Origin of the sequence: uncultured Oscillibacter sp., assembly GCF_947654275.1 — a bacterium.
Classification (GTDB): domain Bacteria; phylum Bacillota; class Clostridia; order Oscillospirales; family Oscillospiraceae; genus Oscillibacter.
Window position 1 is genome coordinate 14,251 of sequence record NZ_CANTJS010000005.1, and the last position, 18,220, is coordinate 32,470.

General features: G+C 63.2%; 15 protein-coding genes. 4 read left to right on the forward strand and 11 right to left on the reverse strand.

The window, feature by feature from the left end; genetic code table 11:
• The first annotated feature begins 124 nt into the window (after positions 1-124).
• From Q0063_RS02310 to ispE, 4 genes are all read left to right on the forward strand, one after another.
• A complete protein-coding gene (locus tag Q0063_RS02310) occupies positions 125-280 on the forward strand; it encodes a hypothetical protein (RefSeq protein ID WP_297870361.1) in 156 nt (51 codons plus the stop codon).
• Positions 281-672: 392 nt separating this feature from the next.
• A complete protein-coding gene (locus tag Q0063_RS02315; protein WP_297870362.1) occupies positions 673-1,449 on the forward strand; it encodes a triacylglycerol lipase in 777 nt (258 codons plus the stop codon).
• A 152-nt stretch (positions 1,450-1,601) separates the two neighbouring features.
• Complete coding sequence (locus tag Q0063_RS02320) at positions 1,602-2,066, forward strand: GNAT family N-acetyltransferase (RefSeq protein WP_297870363.1); 465 nt, start codon at positions 1,602-1,604, stop codon at positions 2,064-2,066.
• A 59-nt stretch (positions 2,067-2,125) separates the two neighbouring features.
• On the forward strand, positions 2,126-2,995 hold the full coding sequence (gene ispE / locus Q0063_RS02325) for a 4-(cytidine 5'-diphospho)-2-C-methyl-D-erythritol kinase (RefSeq protein WP_297870364.1): 870 nt from the start codon (positions 2,126-2,128) through the stop codon (positions 2,993-2,995).
• A gap of 390 nt (positions 2,996-3,385) precedes the next feature.
• On the opposite strand, the gene spoIVB is transcribed toward ispE, so the two are convergent.
• The 11 genes from spoIVB to rsmH all read right to left on the reverse strand — a co-directional run bounded on the left by spoIVB (position 3,386) and on the right by rsmH (position 18,219).
• Positions 3,386-4,393, reverse strand: a complete 1,008-nt coding sequence (spoIVB, locus tag Q0063_RS02330; RefSeq protein ID WP_297870365.1) for a SpoIVB peptidase — start codon at positions 4,391-4,393, stop codon at positions 3,386-3,388.
• Positions 4,394-5,028: 635 nt separating this feature from the next.
• Complete coding sequence (gene ftsZ / locus Q0063_RS02335; protein WP_297870366.1) at positions 5,029-6,138, reverse strand: cell division protein FtsZ; 1,110 nt, start codon at positions 6,136-6,138, stop codon at positions 5,029-5,031.
• Between the two features lie 199 nt (positions 6,139-6,337).
• Positions 6,338-7,111: a cell division protein FtsQ/DivIB gene (locus Q0063_RS02340; RefSeq protein ID WP_297870367.1), complete on the reverse strand. Its 774-nt coding sequence runs from the start codon at positions 7,109-7,111 to the stop codon at positions 6,338-6,340.
• A 256-nt stretch (positions 7,112-7,367) separates the two neighbouring features.
• Positions 7,368-8,618, reverse strand: a complete 1,251-nt coding sequence (gene murA, locus Q0063_RS02345; protein WP_297870368.1) for a UDP-N-acetylglucosamine 1-carboxyvinyltransferase — start codon at positions 8,616-8,618, stop codon at positions 7,368-7,370.
• Between the two features lie 63 nt (positions 8,619-8,681).
• The gene (murG, locus tag Q0063_RS02350) at positions 8,682-9,818 is read right to left on the reverse strand and encodes an undecaprenyldiphospho-muramoylpentapeptide beta-N-acetylglucosaminyltransferase (RefSeq protein ID WP_297870369.1); all 1,137 of its coding nucleotides are present in this window, start codon (positions 9,816-9,818) and stop codon (positions 8,682-8,684) included.
• 97 nt (positions 9,819-9,915) lie between these two features.
• A complete protein-coding gene (gene ftsW, locus Q0063_RS02355; RefSeq protein ID WP_297870370.1) occupies positions 9,916-11,298 on the reverse strand; it encodes a putative lipid II flippase FtsW in 1,383 nt (460 codons plus the stop codon).
• A 36-nt stretch (positions 11,299-11,334) separates the two neighbouring features.
• On the reverse strand, positions 11,335-12,324 hold the full coding sequence (mraY, locus tag Q0063_RS02360; RefSeq protein ID WP_297870371.1) for a phospho-N-acetylmuramoyl-pentapeptide-transferase: 990 nt from the start codon (positions 12,322-12,324) through the stop codon (positions 11,335-11,337).
• A gap of 25 nt (positions 12,325-12,349) precedes the next feature.
• Positions 12,350-13,801, reverse strand: coding sequence for a UDP-N-acetylmuramoyl-L-alanyl-D-glutamate--2,6-diaminopimelate ligase (locus tag Q0063_RS02365; protein ID WP_297870372.1), 1,452 nt, complete (start codon positions 13,799-13,801; stop codon positions 12,350-12,352).
• A gap of 138 nt (positions 13,802-13,939) precedes the next feature.
• Positions 13,940-16,417, reverse strand: coding sequence for a penicillin-binding transpeptidase domain-containing protein (locus Q0063_RS02370; protein ID WP_297870373.1), 2,478 nt, complete (start codon positions 16,415-16,417; stop codon positions 13,940-13,942).
• 190 nt (positions 16,418-16,607) lie between these two features.
• Entirely contained in the window at positions 16,608-17,099 is a 492-nt protein-coding gene (locus tag Q0063_RS02375; protein WP_297870374.1) for a hypothetical protein, read from the reverse strand.
• Positions 17,100-17,277: 178 nt separating this feature from the next.
• Positions 17,278-18,219: a 16S rRNA (cytosine(1402)-N(4))-methyltransferase RsmH gene (gene rsmH / locus Q0063_RS02380; RefSeq protein ID WP_297870375.1), complete on the reverse strand. Its 942-nt coding sequence runs from the start codon at positions 18,217-18,219 to the stop codon at positions 17,278-17,280.
• Between the last annotated feature and the right edge of the window lies 1 nt (position 18,220).

Here is an 18,220-nt window from a genome sequence, read left to right on the forward strand (position 1 = left end):
TTCTCCTTTTTTGACGGAACCCTCTTTACATCCCCCTGGGACTGTGCTACAATTTATACAAGAAAGAGAGCCGGAAACAAAGCGGACTTGGCGGAAACGCCAAGAGCGGAGAAGGGAGCCGGATATGTTTGCCTTTCTGCAAAACGCCCTGTATCTGGGCGGCGGTGTGGCAACGCTGTTTCTGCTGTTCCTGCCCACCGTTTTTCTGCTGGCGGTCAGCGCCGCCTACGTCGTGTTTGAGCTTGTGCAGCTTCTGAGAAGGGAGCGTGATGCTCTCTGAAAGAACCGGGCCGGGAACCACCCGGCCCCCGTTTTTTTGCGCTCTTCTGCTTTTTTGCGCCCCGCTGTTTTTTGCGCTCCGCTGTTTTTTGCGCCCCGCTGTTTTTTGCGCCCCGCTGTTTTTTGCGCCCCGCTGTTTTTTGCGCCCCGCTGTTTTTTGCGCTCCGATGTTTTGCGGGAGCGTCCCATGCAGGAGCCTGTCCCGGACTGTATTCCGGGAGCCTGGCGCCTCTGAAAGACGGGGCAGGACAGAGCCCGCCCCCTACACCGCCACCCCCTCCTGATAAAATGCGTAAGAGGACAGTCTTTTCTGTGCTCTGCCGCTTTTTTTCCGGCCTCGTTTGTGTTATACTGATGCTGTACCGTTTCCAAGGCCGATGAAAGGAGCTCCTCATGCCGGACTGCCGCACCCGCTACCCGATTCTGCTGATTCACGGACTGAACCGCCGGGATGACTGCGGCCCCAGCTATTGGGGCCAGGTGCCGGACATCCTCCGTGCCCAGGGGGCCCGGGTGTATCTCAGCGGACAGGACGCCGTGGGCAGCATTGAGGACAACGCCCTGGCCCTGCGCCGCAGGGCGCGGGAAATCCTGACGGCGGAGGGCTGCGAAAAGCTGAACCTCATCGCCCACTCCAAGGGCGGACTGGAAGCCCGCTTTCTCATCTCCTCCCTGGGCATGGCTCCCCGCGTCGCCTCGCTCACCACCATCTGCACCCCTCACCACGGGTCCCAGGCGGCTGCCGTCTGGCTGCGGCGGAAGGTCCTCTGCAAGCTGGCGGGCCGGGCCCTGGAAACCGGCTGGAGGCTGGCGGGAGACCAGTCCCCGGACTTTGAGCGGGCCCTGGCCGCCCTGACGCCGGACGCAATGGAGCGCTTTAACCGGGAAAACCCGGACAGCCCTCTGGTGTACTATCAAAGCTGGGGAGCCCGTCTGGATCAGGCGGGCTGGGACCTGATGGACCGGGCCCAGCTCTGGCTGACCAGGGCCGACGGCCCTACCGACGGTCTGGTCGCCCCGGAATCCGCCGTCTGGGGCCGCTACCGGGGCACTCTCGCGGGCATCTCCCATCAGGACAGCGTGGACAGCCGGAGACGCCGCCCCGCCGTGTTTTCGGCAGAGGTCTTTTATACCGCCCTGGTTCAGGAGCTGGCGGAAATGGGCTTTTAGAACCTGTATTCACAACCGCCGCACGCTGTCCGAAGGGCTTTTTCCTGCCGTCCAGCATCCTGCGGCTATAGATGTAGGTTCTTAGGGCCCGCTCACATCCGGGCGCGCCCCTTGAGAGAAACGCGAGGCATTCGCAGAAAGAGCTGAGTCAAATGGAACTGCGCTATCAAAAAGCGGAAATCGGGGACACGGAGCTGCTGACAAGGACCCGCATCATGGTGTTGCGGGCGGTTCACAGCCTGCCCGAGGACGCCGCTCTGGACGATCTGACGGCCCAATCCCGCCGGTATTATCAGCGGGCGCTGAGGGAAGGGACCCACACCGCCTACCTGGTGTACGACGGGGACCGCCTTGTGGGGGCGGGAGGCGTCAGCTACTTTGAGGTCCTGCCCACCTACCACAATCCCACCGGGCAGAAGGCCTACATCATGAATATGTATACCGACCCGGACTACCGGCGGCGGGGCATAGCCCGCCGCACCCTGGACCTGCTGGTCCGGGACGCCAGAGGCCGGGGCGTCACCGCCATCTCCCTGGACGCCACGGCCATGGGCCGCCCTCTGTACGAGGCTTACGGCTTCGTGGGGATGGAGGCGGAAATGGAGCTGCCGGAATGACCCATCCCTGTTCCGCCGGGAATCCCCCGGCAGCATACCGAGGAAAGGAGCCTGCCCATATGGCAATCTGGACCCAGTCCGCCCCGGCAAAAATCAACCTGGCCCTGGATATCCTGGGCCGCCGTCCGGACGGCTATCATGAGATGCGCATGGTCATGCAGACCGTCAGTATCTGCGACAAAATCACCCTGGAGAACACAGGGGAGGGCTTCGCCATCTCCGCCCGGGGCATGGACCTTCCAGCGGGGACCGTCACCCTGGAACAGCGGGCGGCGGAGGCCTTTTTTTTCCATACGAAACAGACCATGCCGGGGCTTCGGGTCCGGCTGGAGAAGCGAATCCCGGCCTATGCTGGTCTGGGGGGCGGCAGCGCCGATGTGGCGGCTCTGCTGCGGCTGCTGCGGGAGAACTGCGCCCCCCGGCTCTCCCCCGACCGGCTGGAGCAGATCGGTCTGTCTGTGGGCAGCGACGTACCCTTCTGCATCCGGGGCGGCACCGCCCTGGCAGAGGGCCGGGGGGAGCTTCTGACGGACCTGCCGCCTCTCCCTCCCTGCCATTTTGTAATCTGCAAGCCGGACTTTGACCTGCCCACGCCCTGGATGTTCGCCCGGCTCCGGCTGGAGCGCCTGGAGTCCCGGCCTGACGCCGGCGGCATGGCCGCCGCCCTGGCGGCGGGGGACCTGGAGGCCATCGCCCGCCGGATCAGCAACGTCTTCGAGACGGTTCTGGAGGCAGAGGAGCGGCGGGAAATTGACTGCATCAAGGACGTCCTGCTTCGCTGCGGCGGCCTCGGCGCCGCCATGTCCGGCTCCGGCCCCTCGGTGTTCGGTCTCTTCCGGGAGGAGGCCGGGGCCCGCTGGGCCCTGGAGGTCCTAAGCGGCCGCTTCAGCCAGTGCTTCCTGGCGCGGCCGGTTCCCAGGCTTCTGTAGCTGGCGGCAGACACAGTCTTTCGCCCTTCCGCATACATAGGAAAAGCACCCGCTTGATGAACGCCATCAACGCGGGTGCTTTTTCTGCCCGGGGCTCTCTGCCTGGGTTCACAGCTGCCGGAGGCCGTCCGGGCAGGGCTCTCCCGTCAAACCGGTTCTTTTTAAAACCCGTCAGGGCTTTCGGAAAAATTTTCCCTGCCTGTCCGGCGTCTTCCGGCCCCGGGGTTTAGAACCTGTATTCATAGCCGGGGGATGCTGGATGGGCGGGAATTTTTCCTGCCAGACAAGGAGATTTTCTGCCGCAATCCTGACGGATTGCAAGGGAAATCGACGCAGTATGGCAGGAAAAAGGCCGTTCAGACAGCGTTCGACGGTTGTGAATACAGGTTCTTAATCCGCGCCGCTCTCCGCCGCTTTCAGCATATTTTCAATTAAAATTCCATACCCTTTTTGGGGATCGTTTAAAAGAACATGGGTCACCGCGCCCACCAGCTTTCCGCTTTGAAGAATCGGGCTGCCGCTCATCCCCTGCACGATGCCGCCGGTGGCGGCCAGAAGCTCCGGGTCCGTAACCGAGAGAACCAGATCCCGCCCGTCGGCGGAGCCGGAGACCACTTTCAGAATCTCCACACGGTACTCCCGGACCTCATCTCCCCGGACGTTGGCCCGGATTACCGCCGGGCCGGGCAGCGCTGTTCCCACCGGTACCGCTTCCTCCTCCGGCGGCGTCTCCAGAATTCCAAAAATGCCGCTGGTGGTGTTGGCGTACAGGGTTCCCACGTCCCGGCTCAGGTCAAAATCTCCCCGGAGCTCTCCGGCGGCTCCCGCCTCGCCCCGCTTCACCGCCTTGACGGTGGAGGGCAGGATGGCGCCGTTGGAGAAGGGCATCAGCATGGCCGTGTCCGTGTCGGTGATGCCGTGGCCCAGAGCGCCGAAGGCGCCGGTGGCCGGGTCATAATAGGTCATAGTGCCGATGCCCGCCATGCTGTCCCGAATCCAGGCGCCAATACAGTAAACGCCCTGGTCGTTTTGCTCCGGTTCCACGGACAGCGTCACGCTGCCGCCGTCCCGGCGGACCTGGAGGTCCGCGGCTCCCTTCGCTCCGCCTTCCTGCAAAAGCGTCTGAAACTGCTCTGTGGAAGTGACGGCGGTGCCGCCGCATTTTACAATCACGTCGCCGGTCTGAAGGCCGCAGGCCCGGGCAGGCGTTCCGCCCTCGGAGAGCCTGACCACCAGCACGCCCCTGGAAAACAGCTTGATGCCCACCGTGTGCCCTACCGGCACCAGCATCCGGGCCGACTCAGCCCTTACCGGCATGGAGGCGCAGAGCAGACATGCCAGCAGCAGGGCCGCCCCGCCTCGCAGAACCTGTTTTGCGATTTTTGAGGGTCCATACAATCAAATCACCCCTTTCTTAGAAATCACCGGACGGATTCCGCCATAAACACAGGATTTTTTAGACTCCGGTCCGGATTTTAAAAACCTGTATTCATAGTCGGGAGACGCCGGGTGTGCGAGAATCTTTCCTGCCGGACAGGGATATTTTCCGCGGCCCGCGGCAATCCTGACGGATTGCAGGGAAACCCGACGGGGCATGGCAGGAAAAAACCGCTCAGCCAGTGTTCAACGGTTATGCATACAGAAACGCGCCGGAGCCTCCTGAAATATATCCGGTGCAGAACCGGCACACTTGAAAACCGGTTTCAGACAGCGGCCAGTCCGCCGTCCGGATTTTTTCGCGTGGGGGCTGCGAAGTCTGCCGCGGGGTCCAAAAGAAGCGTCTGCCCCCTTCAACCGCGGCGGCTTCTAAACGGCTTCATGCGCGTCGGATTCTATCATCTGCGGAAAGAGAAAATTCAGCACAAGCAAAAAGCGGCAGCGCCTCCATGGAGGCGTCTGCCTTCCGGTCGCCCCGGGCCGCCAACGAGCCGCCGCCCATGGGCTTCAGACGGCGGCCCCGGAAACGGAAAAAGACCCCGAAGGCAAAAGCCTCCAGGGTCCTCCGAAGTTTTCCATGGAATCTCTTGGGATGCTCAGTCCCGCTTGTTGAAAATTTTGAAAATCACATCATAGGGGTCCTCTTCCTTGGGGATGTCCTCCTCCGTCAAGGGCTTGAGCTCCGGCGCGCCGGCGGTCTTCTCCTGCTCCTCCGCCGGCGTCTCCGCCGTACCGGGAAGCTGGCCGGGCTCCTTGTCAAAGCCGGTGGCAATCACCGTCACCCGGATCTCGTCGTCCAGGGTCTCGTCAAAGGTAGCGCCGAAGATGACGTTGGCGTCGGGGTGGACGGCGGACTGAACCAGATGCGCCGCCTGGTCGATCTCCTCCAGGCCGATGTCCGGAGAGCCCGCCACATTGATCAGAATGCCCCGGGCCCCGTTGATGCTGGTCTCCAGCAGGGGGCTGGAAATGGCCATTTTAGCGGCCTCCTCCGCCTTGCCCTTGCCGGCGGCCCGGCCCACGCCCATATGGGCGAGGCCGGCGTTCTTCATAACGGCGGTGACGTCTGCGAAATCCAGGTTGATAAAGCCGGTGTCCCGAATCAGGTCCGAGATGGACTGCACCGCCTGGCGCAGCACGTCGTCGGCAATTTCAAAGGCGTTGGCAAAAGTGATTTTCTGGTCTGTGGCGTGCTTGAGCCGCTCGTTGGGAATGATGACCAGGGAATCCACCTTGGTCCTGAGCTCCTCAATACCGCCCTCGGCCTGCTGCATCCGGCGGCGTCCCTCAAAGCCGAAGGGCTTCGTCACCACGCCCACCGTCAGAATCTCCTTCTCCCTGGCCAGCTCCGCCACGATGGGAGCCGCGCCGGTGCCGGTGCCGCCGCCCATGCCGGCGGTGATAAATACCATATCCGTGTTTTCAAGGGCCTTGTCAATCTGGTTCCGGCTCTCCTCGGCAGACTTGCGGCCCACCTCCGGGTCCGACCCCGCCCCCTGGCCATGGGTCAGCTTTTCGCCAATCTGAATTTTATAAGTAGCGCTGGACACATTCAGCGCCTGCTTATCCGTATTCACCGCCACAAAGTCCACGCCCTTGGTGCCGGAACGGACCATGCGGTTTACTACATTGTTCCCAGCCCCGCCTACTCCGATGACCTTAATATTGACCACGGTATCGGGGCCGGTTTCCAAACCAAATGCCATAGTGCTGCCTCCTGCTGTCATTTGTATGAACGGGGAGCATTCGTCTTCAATTTCCTGTTTTTTCCTGCTTCTCGCCCGATGCACGCAACATAATATCTCTTCTCATTGTAAGCCACTTTTTCGTTCCGGTCAAGTGTTGTATTGACTTTTCGACGGAAATTCTCAAAAAAACAAGTGCACGTCCTGGGATTTTCCGCTCTCAGCGGACATTCTGATAAAACAGCACCCGTTCGCTGTCCAGCTGCATGTCGATGGTTCCGGTCATGTTGCTCTGGATTTTCTCGCTGGCCAGAACGGCGGTCAGCTTCTGGAGCTCCAGGCCGTAGTCCGCGCCGTAAGCCATCCGCACGGTGAAGCGCTCCGCGTAATCCATGTTCAGGCAGGACAGGTCATCCAGACGGATGCCGTCCACCTCCTCCGTAAGGCCCGCTTCCTCCAGAGCCCCCAGCAGGTTCACCAGGCTGGACTGCTGGGCGGCGTACTCCGTGGCCAGGGCAATGGACTCCCCCACCGCCGGGGCCAGCAGCTGACAGCCGGTAATGGAGGCGTAGCCGCCGGCGGCGCTCTCCTCCGCCTGCTCCAGAATTTTGCCCTGGGGGCTGATGAGCCAGGCGAAGCCGTCCTGAACCAGGGCCATAGGGGGGCCGCACTCCCGCACCTCAATGCGCAGCGTATCCGGCAGCTTCCGGTTGATGCGGATGCTCTCCACATAGGGCAGCGCCTGCGTGATGCGGGCGGCGACCTCGTGCTTGTTCAGAAGATACAGATTGTCTCCGCTCTCCACGCCGCTGGCCTCCCGAATCTGGTCCTCGGTGTAGCGCCGCTGGCCGCTGACGGTGATGGTCTCCACCCGGAAAAACAGGGTCAGCGCCAGGACTATGGCGGTGCAGATCACCGCGACGGACAGCAGCTTATAAAGGAAGCCCAGGCTTCCCCGTCTCCGCCTCCGTTTGGAATGTTTCCGTCTCGCCATGCCCGCAGCTCCAGTCTTCCCGTTTCTTTCCCCGCCCTTTGTTGGGGGCGTCCTTCCGGCGGCGATGTCCGCCGTTTTTTAGAACCTGTATTCACAACCGCTGAACGCTGTCTGAACGGTCTTTTTCCCGCCATACCGCGTCGATTTCCCTTGCAATCCATCAGGATTGCGGCGGGCGCAAAAGAACTCCTTGTCTGACAGGAAAAATCTCCGCCCATCCAGCATTCCCCGGCTATAAATGCAGGTTCTCAGTTCCTCAGACCCGAACCGCGTCCCCGCCAAGGGCCCGCAAATCCCGGGCAATATCCTCATAGCCCCGGTCAATGTGGCAGATTTCGGAGATCCGGGTCTCTCCCTCCGCCGCCAGGGCCGCCACGCACAGCGCCGCCCCGCCCCGGAGATCCGTACAGCGCACCGGCGCGCCGTGGAGGGCGTCCACCCCCGTCACCACCGCCGCCCGGCCGGAAACCCGGATATGGGCCCCCATGCGGGTGAGCTCATCCACATGGCGGTAGCGGTTTTCAAAGATGTTTTCCTCAAACAGCGTGGCCCCCCGGCTCCGCAGCAGCGCCGCCATTAAAATCGCCTGGGCGTCGGTGGGGAAGCCGGGATAGGGGGCCGTCCGCACAGGCCGCACCGCCTGGAGCCGTTCCCCTGCGGAACAGGAGATGCCGGCGGCATCGGCGGAGACGGCGCAGCCCGCCTCCCGCAGGATCGCGGTAACGGTGGACAGGTGCTCCTCCCTGGCGTTCCGCAGGAAGATTTCCCCGCCGGCGGCAGCGGCAGCGCAGAGATAGGTGGCCGCCGCAATGCGGTCCGGCATCACCGTATAAGTACATCCGTGGAGCTTTTGCCCGCCCTCAACGGCCACCGTCGAGGTCCCGGCCCCCGAGACCCTCGCGCCGCAGGAGACCAGGAAATTCTGAAGGTCCACAATCTCCGGCTCCCGGGCGGCGTTGGCGATGGTGGTGACGCCGGATGCGCCGCAGGCCGCCAGCATCAGGTTCTCCGTGGCTCCCACGGACGGCAGGCTCAGCACGATTTCCCGTCCCCTCAGCCGGGAAGCCCGGCAATAGAGGGTGCCGCCGGCATCGTCAATCTCCGCTCCCAGGTCCCGCAGGCCCGAGAGGTGCAGGTCAATGGGCCGGGGTCCCAGCTCACAGCCGCCGGGGTAACTCAGCTCCGCCTGTCCCTGCCGGGCCAGAATGGCCCCCAGGAAGATGGCGGACGAGCGCATCTCCCGCATCAGCCTGTCGGAAATCTCACATCCCTTCAGCCCTGCGGTGTCCACCGACAGGCAGCCGCCCTCCCAATGGGCCTCGCAGCCCAGGGACTCCAGAATCCGGACGGAAGCGTCCACGTCCCGGAGGCGGGGACAGCCCCGCAGCTCCACCGTGTCCCCCGTCAGCAGCGTCGCCGCCAGAATGGGCAGGACGCTGTTCTTTGCCCCCTGGACGGTCACCTCGCCCCGCAGCCTGCCGCCGCCTCTGATGAATAGCTGGCTCATACCGTTTCCCTCCGCTCAACAGAATGGTTCACAATCCATCCTATGGGCAGGGAAACGCCGTGGTTACTTCTCAATCTCCAGAACAGTCTGATAAATCCGTTCCGCCGCGTCCCGGATACCCAGGGCGGACATGGCCCGCTCCATGGCCTCCCGGCGCCTTTCGTCGTGGAGGATGCCGCAGGCGGCCTGGAACAGCGCCGCCCCGGAGCATGCAGGCTCCGTCAGCACCACCGCGCCCCCGGCCTCCTCCAGGGCCCGGGCGTTCTTTTCCTGGTGATTGTTGGTGACGTAGGGGGAGGGAACCATCAGCGCCGGGACCCCCAGGGCCGTCAGCTCGCTGATGGTGGAGGCGCCCGCCCGGCAGATGACCAGATCCGCCGCCCGCATCACCGGGGCCATATCATAGATATATTCCCGCAGCTGGAGGGCCGGGCAGGCCTCCAGGTCCACGCCCTTCTCCTCCAGCCGGGCCCGCATCCGGGCACAGCCCTGCTTCCCCGCGCCGTGGATGTGGCGGAAGGGCTGCTTCGCCGCCTCCAGGGCCATGAACTCCGCCATCTGGCCGTTCATGCCCGCGGCCCCCAGGGAGCCCCAGAAGGAGACAATCAGAGGCCGGCCGTCGTCCAGGCCCAGACTCCTCTTGGCCTCCTCTTTTGTCTGGGCGAAGAAATCCGCCCGCACCGGCGTGCCGGTGACCACGACCTTTTCCGGATGCCGGTAGTGCTTCCGGCAGGACTCAAAGCCCACCATAATCCGGTCCGCGTAGGGCTCCAGCATCTCCGTAGTCAGCCCCGGCACGGCGTTGGACTCGTGAACCGCCGTGGGGATGCCCGCCCTGGCGGCGGCCTTCACAATGGGATAGCTGGCATAGCCGCCGGTGCCGATGACCGCGTCGGGCCGGAACTCCCGCAGGATGCGCCGGGCCTCGCCAGGGGCCCGGGTGAGGTTATAGACAGAGATGAAATTATGCCGGAGCTCCCGGGGCCTGAGGGAACGGTGAAAGCTGGAGATGTGCACCGTCCGGAACTCATAGCCCGCCTTGGGCACCAGGTCCTTTTCCAGCCCCCGTTCCGCCCCTACGAAGAGGAATTCCGTCCCGGGGTCCCGCTCCGCCATGAGCTGGGCCAGGGCAATGGCCGGGTTGATGTGGCCCGCCGTGCCGCCGCAGGTGAAAATCACCCGCCGCAATGGCTTTGGCATACAAGCGCCTCCCATTCAATCATGTTTGCGGCAGCGCGCCGCCGCCTCTCCCCGGGATACAGCCGCGGCGTCTCCCCTGCGGGGAAGGGTCTTCTCTCTATCCCGCCCGGGTGGGCTTCATCTGCCGGGAGACCGACAGCACAATGCCCATTTCCGCCAGCTGTATCATCAGGGCCGTTCCGCCGTAGCTGAAGAAGGGGAGGGAGATGCCGGTGGTGGGCAGCAGGCCCGTCACCACGCCGATGTTCAAAAAGGTCTGCATCGCCACCAGGGTGGTGACGCCCACCGCCAGAAGACTGCCGAAGCGGTTCCGGGCGTGGAGGGCAATCCAGTAGCCCCGGAGAATCAGCGCCGCAAAGAGCAGCATAATCACCGTGGCCCCCACCAGGCCCAGCTCCTCGCAGATGATGGCAAAGATAAAGTCGTTGTGCTCCTCGGGCAGGTACAGGAATTTCTGGCGGCTCTTCCCCAGACCCACGCCCAGCAGGCCCCCGGAGCCGATGGTAATCAGGCTCTGAGAGAGCTGATACCCCTTGTTCTGCATATCCGCCCAGGGATTGAGCCAATATTGGATGCGGGAAGCGTTGTAGCCAATTACAAACAGTGCGAAGTACAGCAGGCCGGCGGCAGCGCCGATGGCGGCCACCACCCAGCCCCAGTTTATGCCGCCCACCAGCATCAGCGCCGCGCCGGCGCCCAGAATCAGAACCGCTCCGGACAGGTGGGGCTCCAGGGCCACCAGACCCGCCGTGACGCCCAGAATCATCACATAGGGGGCGATGCCGTAGCGGAAGGACTGCATCTTATCCATCTTCTTGGAAATACTGTCGGAAAAGTAGAGCACCACCGCCAGCTTCGCCACCTCGGAGGGCTGGAACTGGGCGGGCGTTCCCTTGATGCCCAGCCAGCGGGTGGCGTTGTTCACCGTGATGGCGAAGGGGTTGTGGGGAATCAGCACGAATACCAGAAGGACGATGGAAAAATACATCAGAAATTTCGCAACTCCCTCAAAGCGCTGGTAGTTGATTTTTCCGATGAAGAACATCGCCGCCGTTCCGCCGGTGGCAAAGATGCCCTGACGGATGAAGTAGTAAAGGGGGTCCTGGGTTCGGGCCTCGTAATAGGCGGAGGGAAAACTGGCGGACAGCAGCATCACCAGGCCGATGGCCGTCAGCAGCATCACCAGCAGACAGAAGGGCAGGTCGATGGGGCCCTTGGCCAGCTCCCGGCTCTCCGCCTCCCGTTCCTTCCGGCGGCGGATCAGCTCCTCCTTCCGGCGGCGGGCCTCCTCCCGGCGCTGGATTTCCTCACGGCTGAGGATCCGGCGCTTCCGCGCATAGCCCGGAGGCGCGTATTGCTGGGGGCGGCGGCGTTCATAGTCCGGCCTCCGCTGTCCGCCGTACTGGGGACTCCGCCGGGCAGGCTCCGGCGTCCTCTGAGGCGCGGGCCGCCGGCGCGCCGCGCCGCTCTGTGCGCCCATGGGCATCTCCCTCCTTTCCGTTTAAACCGGGGACCGTCAATAGCGGCCCTGAATTCCAAGCCAGGCCAGCACGCAGAAGACCAGCGTCACAGCGGAAAACACCGTCACCAGCTTCGCTTCGCTCCACCCAGAAAGCTCCAAATGGTGGTGCAGGGGGGCCATTTTGAAAAAGCGCTTGCCGTGGGTCAGCTTGAAATAGCCCACCTGAATGATGTCCGACAGGGTTTCCGCAATGTAGACGACGCCTACAGGAATCAGAATCAGGGGCATATCCATGGCAAAGGCCAGGGCCGCCACCGCGCCCCCCAGGAAGAGGCTGCCGGTGTCCCCCATGAAAACCTGGGCGGGGTGGTGATTGTACAGGAAAAAGGCGGCCAGTCCCCCCGCCAGGGCCGCCGGAAACAGCGCCAGAGGCGTCAGCTTCCACAGGGCGGCGGCGCAGGTGAAGAACGCCATAACCACAAAGGTGACCCCCGTGGCCTGGCCGTCGATGCCGTCCGTGAGGTTTACGGCGTTGACGCACCCCACAATCACAAAGGCCGCGAACATCAGGTACACAATCCAGTTAATTGCAAAGCTCACATTGAGAAACGGCACATAGAGCCGGTTGGTCAGCAGGGTTTCATAGCGCATCAGCGACAAAAAAACCACAGCCGCCGCCAATTGCAGCAGAAATTTCTGCCGGGCGGTAAGCCCCTCGTTCTGGTGCTGGCGGACCTTGCGGTAGTCGTCCACAAAGCCGATCAGCCCGAAGATCAGGGCGAACAGATAGACGTACAGATGGGCAAACTGCCCCTCCAGCATCTGTTCCCACCCCAGAAGGAAAATGGTGACGCCTGTTCCGATGATGAACATCACCCCTCCCATGGTGGGGGTGCCGGCCTTGCCGGCGTGCCAGGAGGGTCCGTCCTTCCGAATCTCCTGGCCGGCTTTGAGCTTCCTCAGCTCAGCGATGACAAACCGCCCAATCACCAGCGTCAGGGCAAAGCTGATGCCCGCCGCCAGCAGCAATGATGTATATTCCATGCCTCTCCCTCTCTCCGCCCTTTTCTCAGGTCGTCTTTTTCAGGTGCTCCGCCACAATCTCCCGCTCGTCCATATGGCGTTTTTCATGGCCCACCTCCTGGTAGGTCTCGTGGCCCTTGCCGCAGAGGACGACCACGTCCCCCGGTCCGGCGTGGTCCATGGCCCACCGGATGGCCTCCACCCGGTCCTCCACCACCGTATAGGGCGTTTGGGTCCCCTCCAGCCCCGGCAGAATCTCCGCGATGATGTCCGACGGGCGTTCCGTCCGGGGGTTGTCGGTGGTGACGATGACGAAATCCGCGTTTTCAGCGGCGGCCCGGCCCATTCTGGGCCGCTTCGTTTTGTCCCGGTCCCCGCCGCAGCCGAACAGGGCCACCGTGCGTCCCGCGGCAAAGTCCCGCACCGACCGCAGCACATTTTCCAGACTGTCGGGACTGTGGGCATAATCAATCAAAACCGTGAAGTCCTTTCCGGGTGTGGGGACCACCTCCACCCGTCCCTTTACATGGGGAACCGCCCGCAGCACAGCGGCGCTCTCCTCCAGGGAAATCCCCAGGGCCAGGGCCGCCCCCAGCACATCCAGGGTATTGTACACCATGAAGCGGCCGGGGATGTTCACACGAACCGGCGTCCGCGTTCCCTGATACACCGCCGTAAAGGCCACGTGGTCCGCCCCCAGCTCCACATCCTCCGCCCGGAGCTCCGCCGTCCCGCTCTCTCCATAGGTCAGCAGGCGGCAGGCGGCGTTCTTTGTCAGGCGGGGAGTCCAGGGATCGTCCGCGTTCACCGCGCCGGTGCGGCAGCGCTGAAACAGCAGGGCCTTGGCGTCGCAATAGGCCTCCATGGTCTGATGGAAGTCCAGATGGTCCTGGGTCAGGTTGGTGAAAACCCCCACGTCGTAGTCCACGCCATAGACCCGGTCCAGGGCCAGGGCATGGGAAGAGACCTCCATCACCACATGGGTGCAGCCCCCGTCCCGCATCCGGGCGAAGAGTCCCTGAAGCTCAAAGGACTCCGGCGTGGTCCGCTCCGTGGGCAGCGCCTCTGAGCCAATCATATTCTGATTGGTGCCGATCAATCCCACCTTTTTGCCCCGGGCCTCCAGAATGGCCTTCAGCAGATACGTGGTGGTGGTCTTTCCGTTGGTGCCGGTGACGCCAATCATGGTCATGGACTCTGCCGGGTGGCCGAAGAAATTCGCTCCAATGACTGCCAGGCAGCGGCGGCTGTCCGGCACCCGCACATGGGGAATAGCCGTGTCCTCCAGGCGCTCCTGACAGAGCACCGCCGCCGCCCCCGCCTCCATAGCCTGTGGGATGAATCGGTGGCCGTCCGCAGCGAAGCCGGTCATGGCCACAAAAAGGTCTCCAGGCCGCACCGTTCGGGAGTCCCAGCTGACGCCAGTAATCTCCAGCTCCAGAACATACGCCTCACAGGCAGAAAATTCCCAGCCCTTCAGCAATTCTTTGAGCTTCATATCGAAAACCTCCCATCTGTTTGTCACGGCTATTATAAACGGAGTGATTCGCAAAGTATACGGCCAATCCTGTCAAATAAACTGCAAAAGGTGCTTTAGCGGTGAAATGTGCTTTAGCGGCAAAATGTGCTTTGGCGCTTAATCCCGAACCGAGCTGTCGCCAAACCGGACGGTGACCACGCTGCCGGGAGCCAGCTCCGTTCCCTCCGCCTTGTCCTGGGTAATGGCGTGGACGTTGCCGGAACCGGTGCTGGTGGTGCCCGTCACCCGCATAATCAGGCCCGCGTTGGTCAGGGCTGTGTTGGCCTCGGAGGCGGTCTTGCCCACCACATTGGGCACCGTGCTCATGCCGTCCGCCTTCTCCGCGCCCAGGTAGAGGACGATGGAGGCGTTATTGGGCACGATGGCTCCGCCGGCGGGGGTCTGGTCGGTGACGGTATCCCCGCTGCCCACCGTGCGGCAGGAGAAGCCCGCGCCCTCCAGGCGGGCCCTGGCGCTCTCCAGGGTCTCGCCCACCACATAGGGCACGGCGGCGTCGGCCCCCGCCAGCTCCTCGGCGGTATAGTTGGGGCTGATGCCCAGGTCCGGCAGAATCTCGCTCATAATCTGGCTGGCGGTGGGGGCCACCATGTTGCCGCCGGAGGGGAAGGTCCCCGTGGTACGGCTGGGGGTATCCATGGTCAGCAGCATGATGTACTGGGGATCGTCCGCCGGGGCAAAGCACATGAAGGACACCACGATGTCGCCCTTGGGATTCGAGGCCGTTTTGGTTCCGGTCTTGTCGGCGGTACCGGTTTTGCCGCCGATGCGGTAGCCCGCCACCTGGCCGTTTTTCCCGGTGCCGGAGGCCACCACATACTCCAGGCACTCCCGCACCTTGGCGGAGGTCTCCTCGCTGATGACCTGGCGGATGGGGGTGGACTCGTGCTGCTCCACAATATTCCCCTCTTTGTCCAGCACCTGTTCCACCACGTAGGGCTCGTAGAGATAGCCGCCGTTGATACAGGCCGCCTGGGCCCGAATCAGCTCCAGAGGCGTGACGTTGAAGGTCTGGCCGAAGGAGTAGGAGGCCAGGGAAACCACGTTGGAGTTGAATTCCTTCTCCTTGGCGAAAATGCCCTGGACCTCACCGATCATGTCCACATTGGTCTTCTCCATCAGGCCGAAGGACTTCAGGTATTTGTAATAGGTCTGGGTGCCGATCTTCAGGCCGATGTTGATGAAGGCCGGGTTGCAGGAGTTGCCCACGGCCTCCTTCAGAATCTGGTGTCCGTGGCCGGGCGCGCCCCGGGAGCAGTTGAAGGGCTTATCCCAGCCCTGGACCATGACGGAACCGTTGCAGTTGAAGGTGGAGCTCATGTCGATGACCCCCTCCTCCAGCGCCGCCGCCAGGGTGATGGGCTTGAAGGTGGAGCCGGGCTCATAGGTGGAGTCGATGCATTTGTTCCGCCACTGGGTTTTGACCGCGTTGGACCTGGTATCTTCCACCGCCTTGTCATAGTCCTCCTCGCTGGCAAAGTCCGTCCGCTTTTCCTCCAGCTCCAGAAGGGTCTTCTCCAGCTTGGCCTTCAGCTTCTCATCATACAGGGTGCCGCCCCTGTTGGAATCGTAATTCGGGTAGGAGGCCATCCCCAGAATGGCCCCGGAATTCACGTCCATGACGATGCCGGTGCCTCCGTTGGCCGCGTCATATTTGCTGAGCATGCTTTCAATGCCCTTCTCCAGGGCAATCTGTACGTTGATGTCCAGGGTCAGCAGCAGGTCGTTCCCATTCTCCGCGTCGAAGTACTGGGAGTACTGAAAGGGCAGGGGCTGATTGATCCGGTTGACCTTGGCGGAGACCGTCATGCCCGCCGCGCCGGAGAGGTCCCCGTTGTATTTGGCTTCCAGGCCCACGCTGCCGTTGTTTTCCGAGTTGACAAAGCCGATGACATTGGCCGCCATGGTGTCGTAGGGGTAATAGCGCTTGGAGTCCGGGGTGAGGGACACGCCGGTAATGGCCCGCTGGTCCTCCTTGGGGACCTCGTTTCCGTTCTCGTCGATTTCCCCGTTGAGAAAGCGCCGGACCTCGTCGGCCATGTCCTTTTCCAGCTTGCTCCGGAGAATCTCGTACTGAGAATAGGTCCTCGTCATGCGCTCCTCTATTTTTTCCTGGTCAATGTTTAGAATGCGGCTGAGTCCCTGGGCCACATACGCCTCGTCCAGCAGCCTGGGCGGGGTGTAGCTCCGGCCCCTCTCGGCGGCCCGCCGGGCGTTTTCCTCCTGGGCCGTCTTCTGGCTGCTCACAAACTGGTTCAGCAGCAGGGGATTCAAAATCACCGTCTCCGCCGTGGCGGAGATGGCCAGGACGTTATGATTCTGGTCGTAGATGGTGCCCCGGGCGGCTGTCACCGTGGTTTTCAGCGTTTGCTGGCTCACTGCGCGGTCCTGCATTTCCTCGTGGCGGTTGATCTGCAGATCCCAGAGCCGCCAGAACAGCAGTGAGAAGGTGACGATGCCCAGCACGCCCATCAGCAGCAGGGTCCGTCCCCGGATGACCTGATTGGCCCGCCGGGCGGCGTCGCTCTTTCTGCGGGACTGGCTGGATTCAGTTTGCCGTAAGGGCTGCTTCGCCATGAATCATTCCTCCTAAACTGGTCACGCCTGACGGCGCCGGAGCGGTTCGCGCCGGGGCAAACCGCAAGGGACCGGCGCGCCGCTTTGAGACGGAAACGGGGGAGCAAGAAGTCCCTTCTCACTCCCCACCGCAGCGTTCCCCCCTCGCCCTGGCGGAGAGAGACCGCGTCAGTCCATTGTAGTGCGGCAGTCAGTCAAAATATTCCACTACCGCGTAAACGCCGCCATGGAGAGACGAGAGCAGTCGGCTGAAAAAGCCGGGCTCTTCCTTCTGGTAAACCACCGCACTGTCTCCCCCGGAGAGGTCCAGAGGACAGATCTGGCTGGCGCTGGGCTTCCTCATGCCGGCGGCGGCCGCCGCCTCCTTCACGGAAGCCATATCAAACATCTGCTCATACTGAGCTGTCAGAACCACATTCTCCGTCTCCAGCGCGGCCAGCTCCTTCCGGAGCGCCGCCGTATCGGCGGCCAGCAGAGTCAGCTGCACATAGTGCAGCAACACCAGCACCGCCAGAGCGGCAACCACCGCCACCCCCAGCACCGCCATGGCAGACACATACTGCCGTTCCCGCACCTGAACATGAGGCGCGGCGTGGACCTTGGGCGCCGCCTTGGCCTGGTTTTTCTTTCTGGGGAGCTCGCCGGCATGGCGCAGCTCCCGTTCCCGAACCGCCCAGTCCAAGTCATAGGCTAGACTTCCCCCGACGGCCTGTTCCCCGCGATACCGCGGGTCTCGCCCAGCTGAGGTCATAGAGGCCACTCCCTTCCTGTTTCATCCATACCTTCCAAACAACTCAACAATCCATAAATAAAGACGGCTCCGCCGGTGTGCCTGTCCGTCCGCCTGAAAATGCCTGTTCTCAGAGATCGAAGGGATCCAGCTTCTCCGCCGCCCGAAGCCGCGCGCTGCGGGCCCTGGGGTTCTCCGCCACCTCTGCGGGGCCGGGCGTTCTGGGCTTCAGCAGCCGCAGAACCGGTTTTTTGCCGCACACGCACACGGGAAAGCCCGGCGGGCAGGTGCAGCCCTGAGACAGCTCCCGCAGGGTCCGCTTCACGATGCGGTCCTCCAGGGAGTGAAAGGTGATGACGGCCAGCCGTCCGCCGGGAGCCAGTCCCGCCGCCGCCGCCCGCAGCATGGGGGGCAGAGCGTCCAGCTCGCCGTTGACCGCGATGCGGATGGCCTGAAAGCTCCGCTTCGCCGGGTGCTGCTTCTCCCGCAGAGCCGCGGGAGGCATGGCGGACCTGATGATATCCACCAGCTCCAGGGTGGTCTCAATGGGGCGGGTCTCCCTTCTCCGGAGAATGGCCCTGGCAATGGCCGGGGCATAGCGCTCCTCGCCGTATTCATAGAGGATGCGCCGCAGCTCCTCCCCGCTCCACTCATTGACCACCGTCCGGGCCGTCAGCGCCTCGGCGGTGTCCATCCGCATATCCAGCGGCGCGTCCTGCATGTAGGAAAATCCCCGGGATGCGTCGTCCAACTGCGGCGAGGACACCCCCAGGTCAAAGAGCATTCCGTCGACTTCGCCGGCCTCCGTCTGCCGCAGGACCTCCCCCAGCTCCGAAAAGTTGCTGTGGACCAGGGTCACCCGGTCCATCCAGGGCGCCAGCCGCTCTCTGGCGGCGGCGATGGCGGTCGGGTCCCGGTCTATGCAGATCAGCCGGCCGCCGTCAAGGCGGCGGACGATCTCCCGGGAATGCCCCGCCCGGCCCAGGGTGCCGTCGACATAGGTTCCTCCGGCGCGGATGTTCAGCGCCTCTATGCACTCGTCCAGCAGGACGGACTTGTGTGTGTATTCCATC

Excerpts from the sequence above, each read along its gene's own strand:
- Q0063_RS02310 (WP_297870361.1), top strand. The coding sequence starts at position 125 with ATGTTTGCCTTTCTGCAAAACGCCCTGTATCTGGGCGGCGGTGTGGCA.
- Q0063_RS02315 (WP_297870362.1), top strand. The coding sequence starts at position 673 with ATGCCGGACTGCCGCACCCGCTACCCGATTCTGCTGATTCACGGACTG.
- Q0063_RS02320 (WP_297870363.1), top strand. The coding sequence starts at position 1,602 with ATGGAACTGCGCTATCAAAAAGCGGAAATCGGGGACACGGAGCTGCTG.
- ispE (WP_297870364.1), top strand. The coding sequence starts at position 2,126 with ATGGCAATCTGGACCCAGTCCGCCCCGGCAAAAATCAACCTGGCCCTG.
- ftsZ (WP_297870366.1), bottom strand. The coding sequence starts at position 6,138 with ATGGCATTTGGTTTGGAAACCGGCCCCGATACCGTGGTCAATATTAAG.
- Q0063_RS02340 (WP_297870367.1), bottom strand. The coding sequence starts at position 7,111 with ATGGCGAGACGGAAACATTCCAAACGGAGGCGGAGACGGGGAAGCCTG.
- murA (WP_297870368.1), bottom strand. The coding sequence starts at position 8,618 with ATGAGCCAGCTATTCATCAGAGGCGGCGGCAGGCTGCGGGGCGAGGTG.
- murG (WP_297870369.1), bottom strand. The coding sequence starts at position 9,818 with ATGCCAAAGCCATTGCGGCGGGTGATTTTCACCTGCGGCGGCACGGCG.
- ftsW (WP_297870370.1), bottom strand. The coding sequence starts at position 11,298 with ATGGGCGCACAGAGCGGCGCGGCGCGCCGGCGGCCCGCGCCTCAGAGG.
- mraY (WP_297870371.1), bottom strand. The coding sequence starts at position 12,324 with ATGGAATATACATCATTGCTGCTGGCGGCGGGCATCAGCTTTGCCCTG.
- Q0063_RS02365 (WP_297870372.1), bottom strand. The coding sequence starts at position 13,801 with ATGAAGCTCAAAGAATTGCTGAAGGGCTGGGAATTTTCTGCCTGTGAG.
- Q0063_RS02370 (WP_297870373.1), bottom strand. The coding sequence starts at position 16,417 with ATGGCGAAGCAGCCCTTACGGCAAACTGAATCCAGCCAGTCCCGCAGA.
- rsmH (WP_297870375.1), bottom strand. The coding sequence starts at position 18,219 with ATGGAATACACACACAAGTCCGTCCTGCTGGACGAGTGCATAGAGGCG.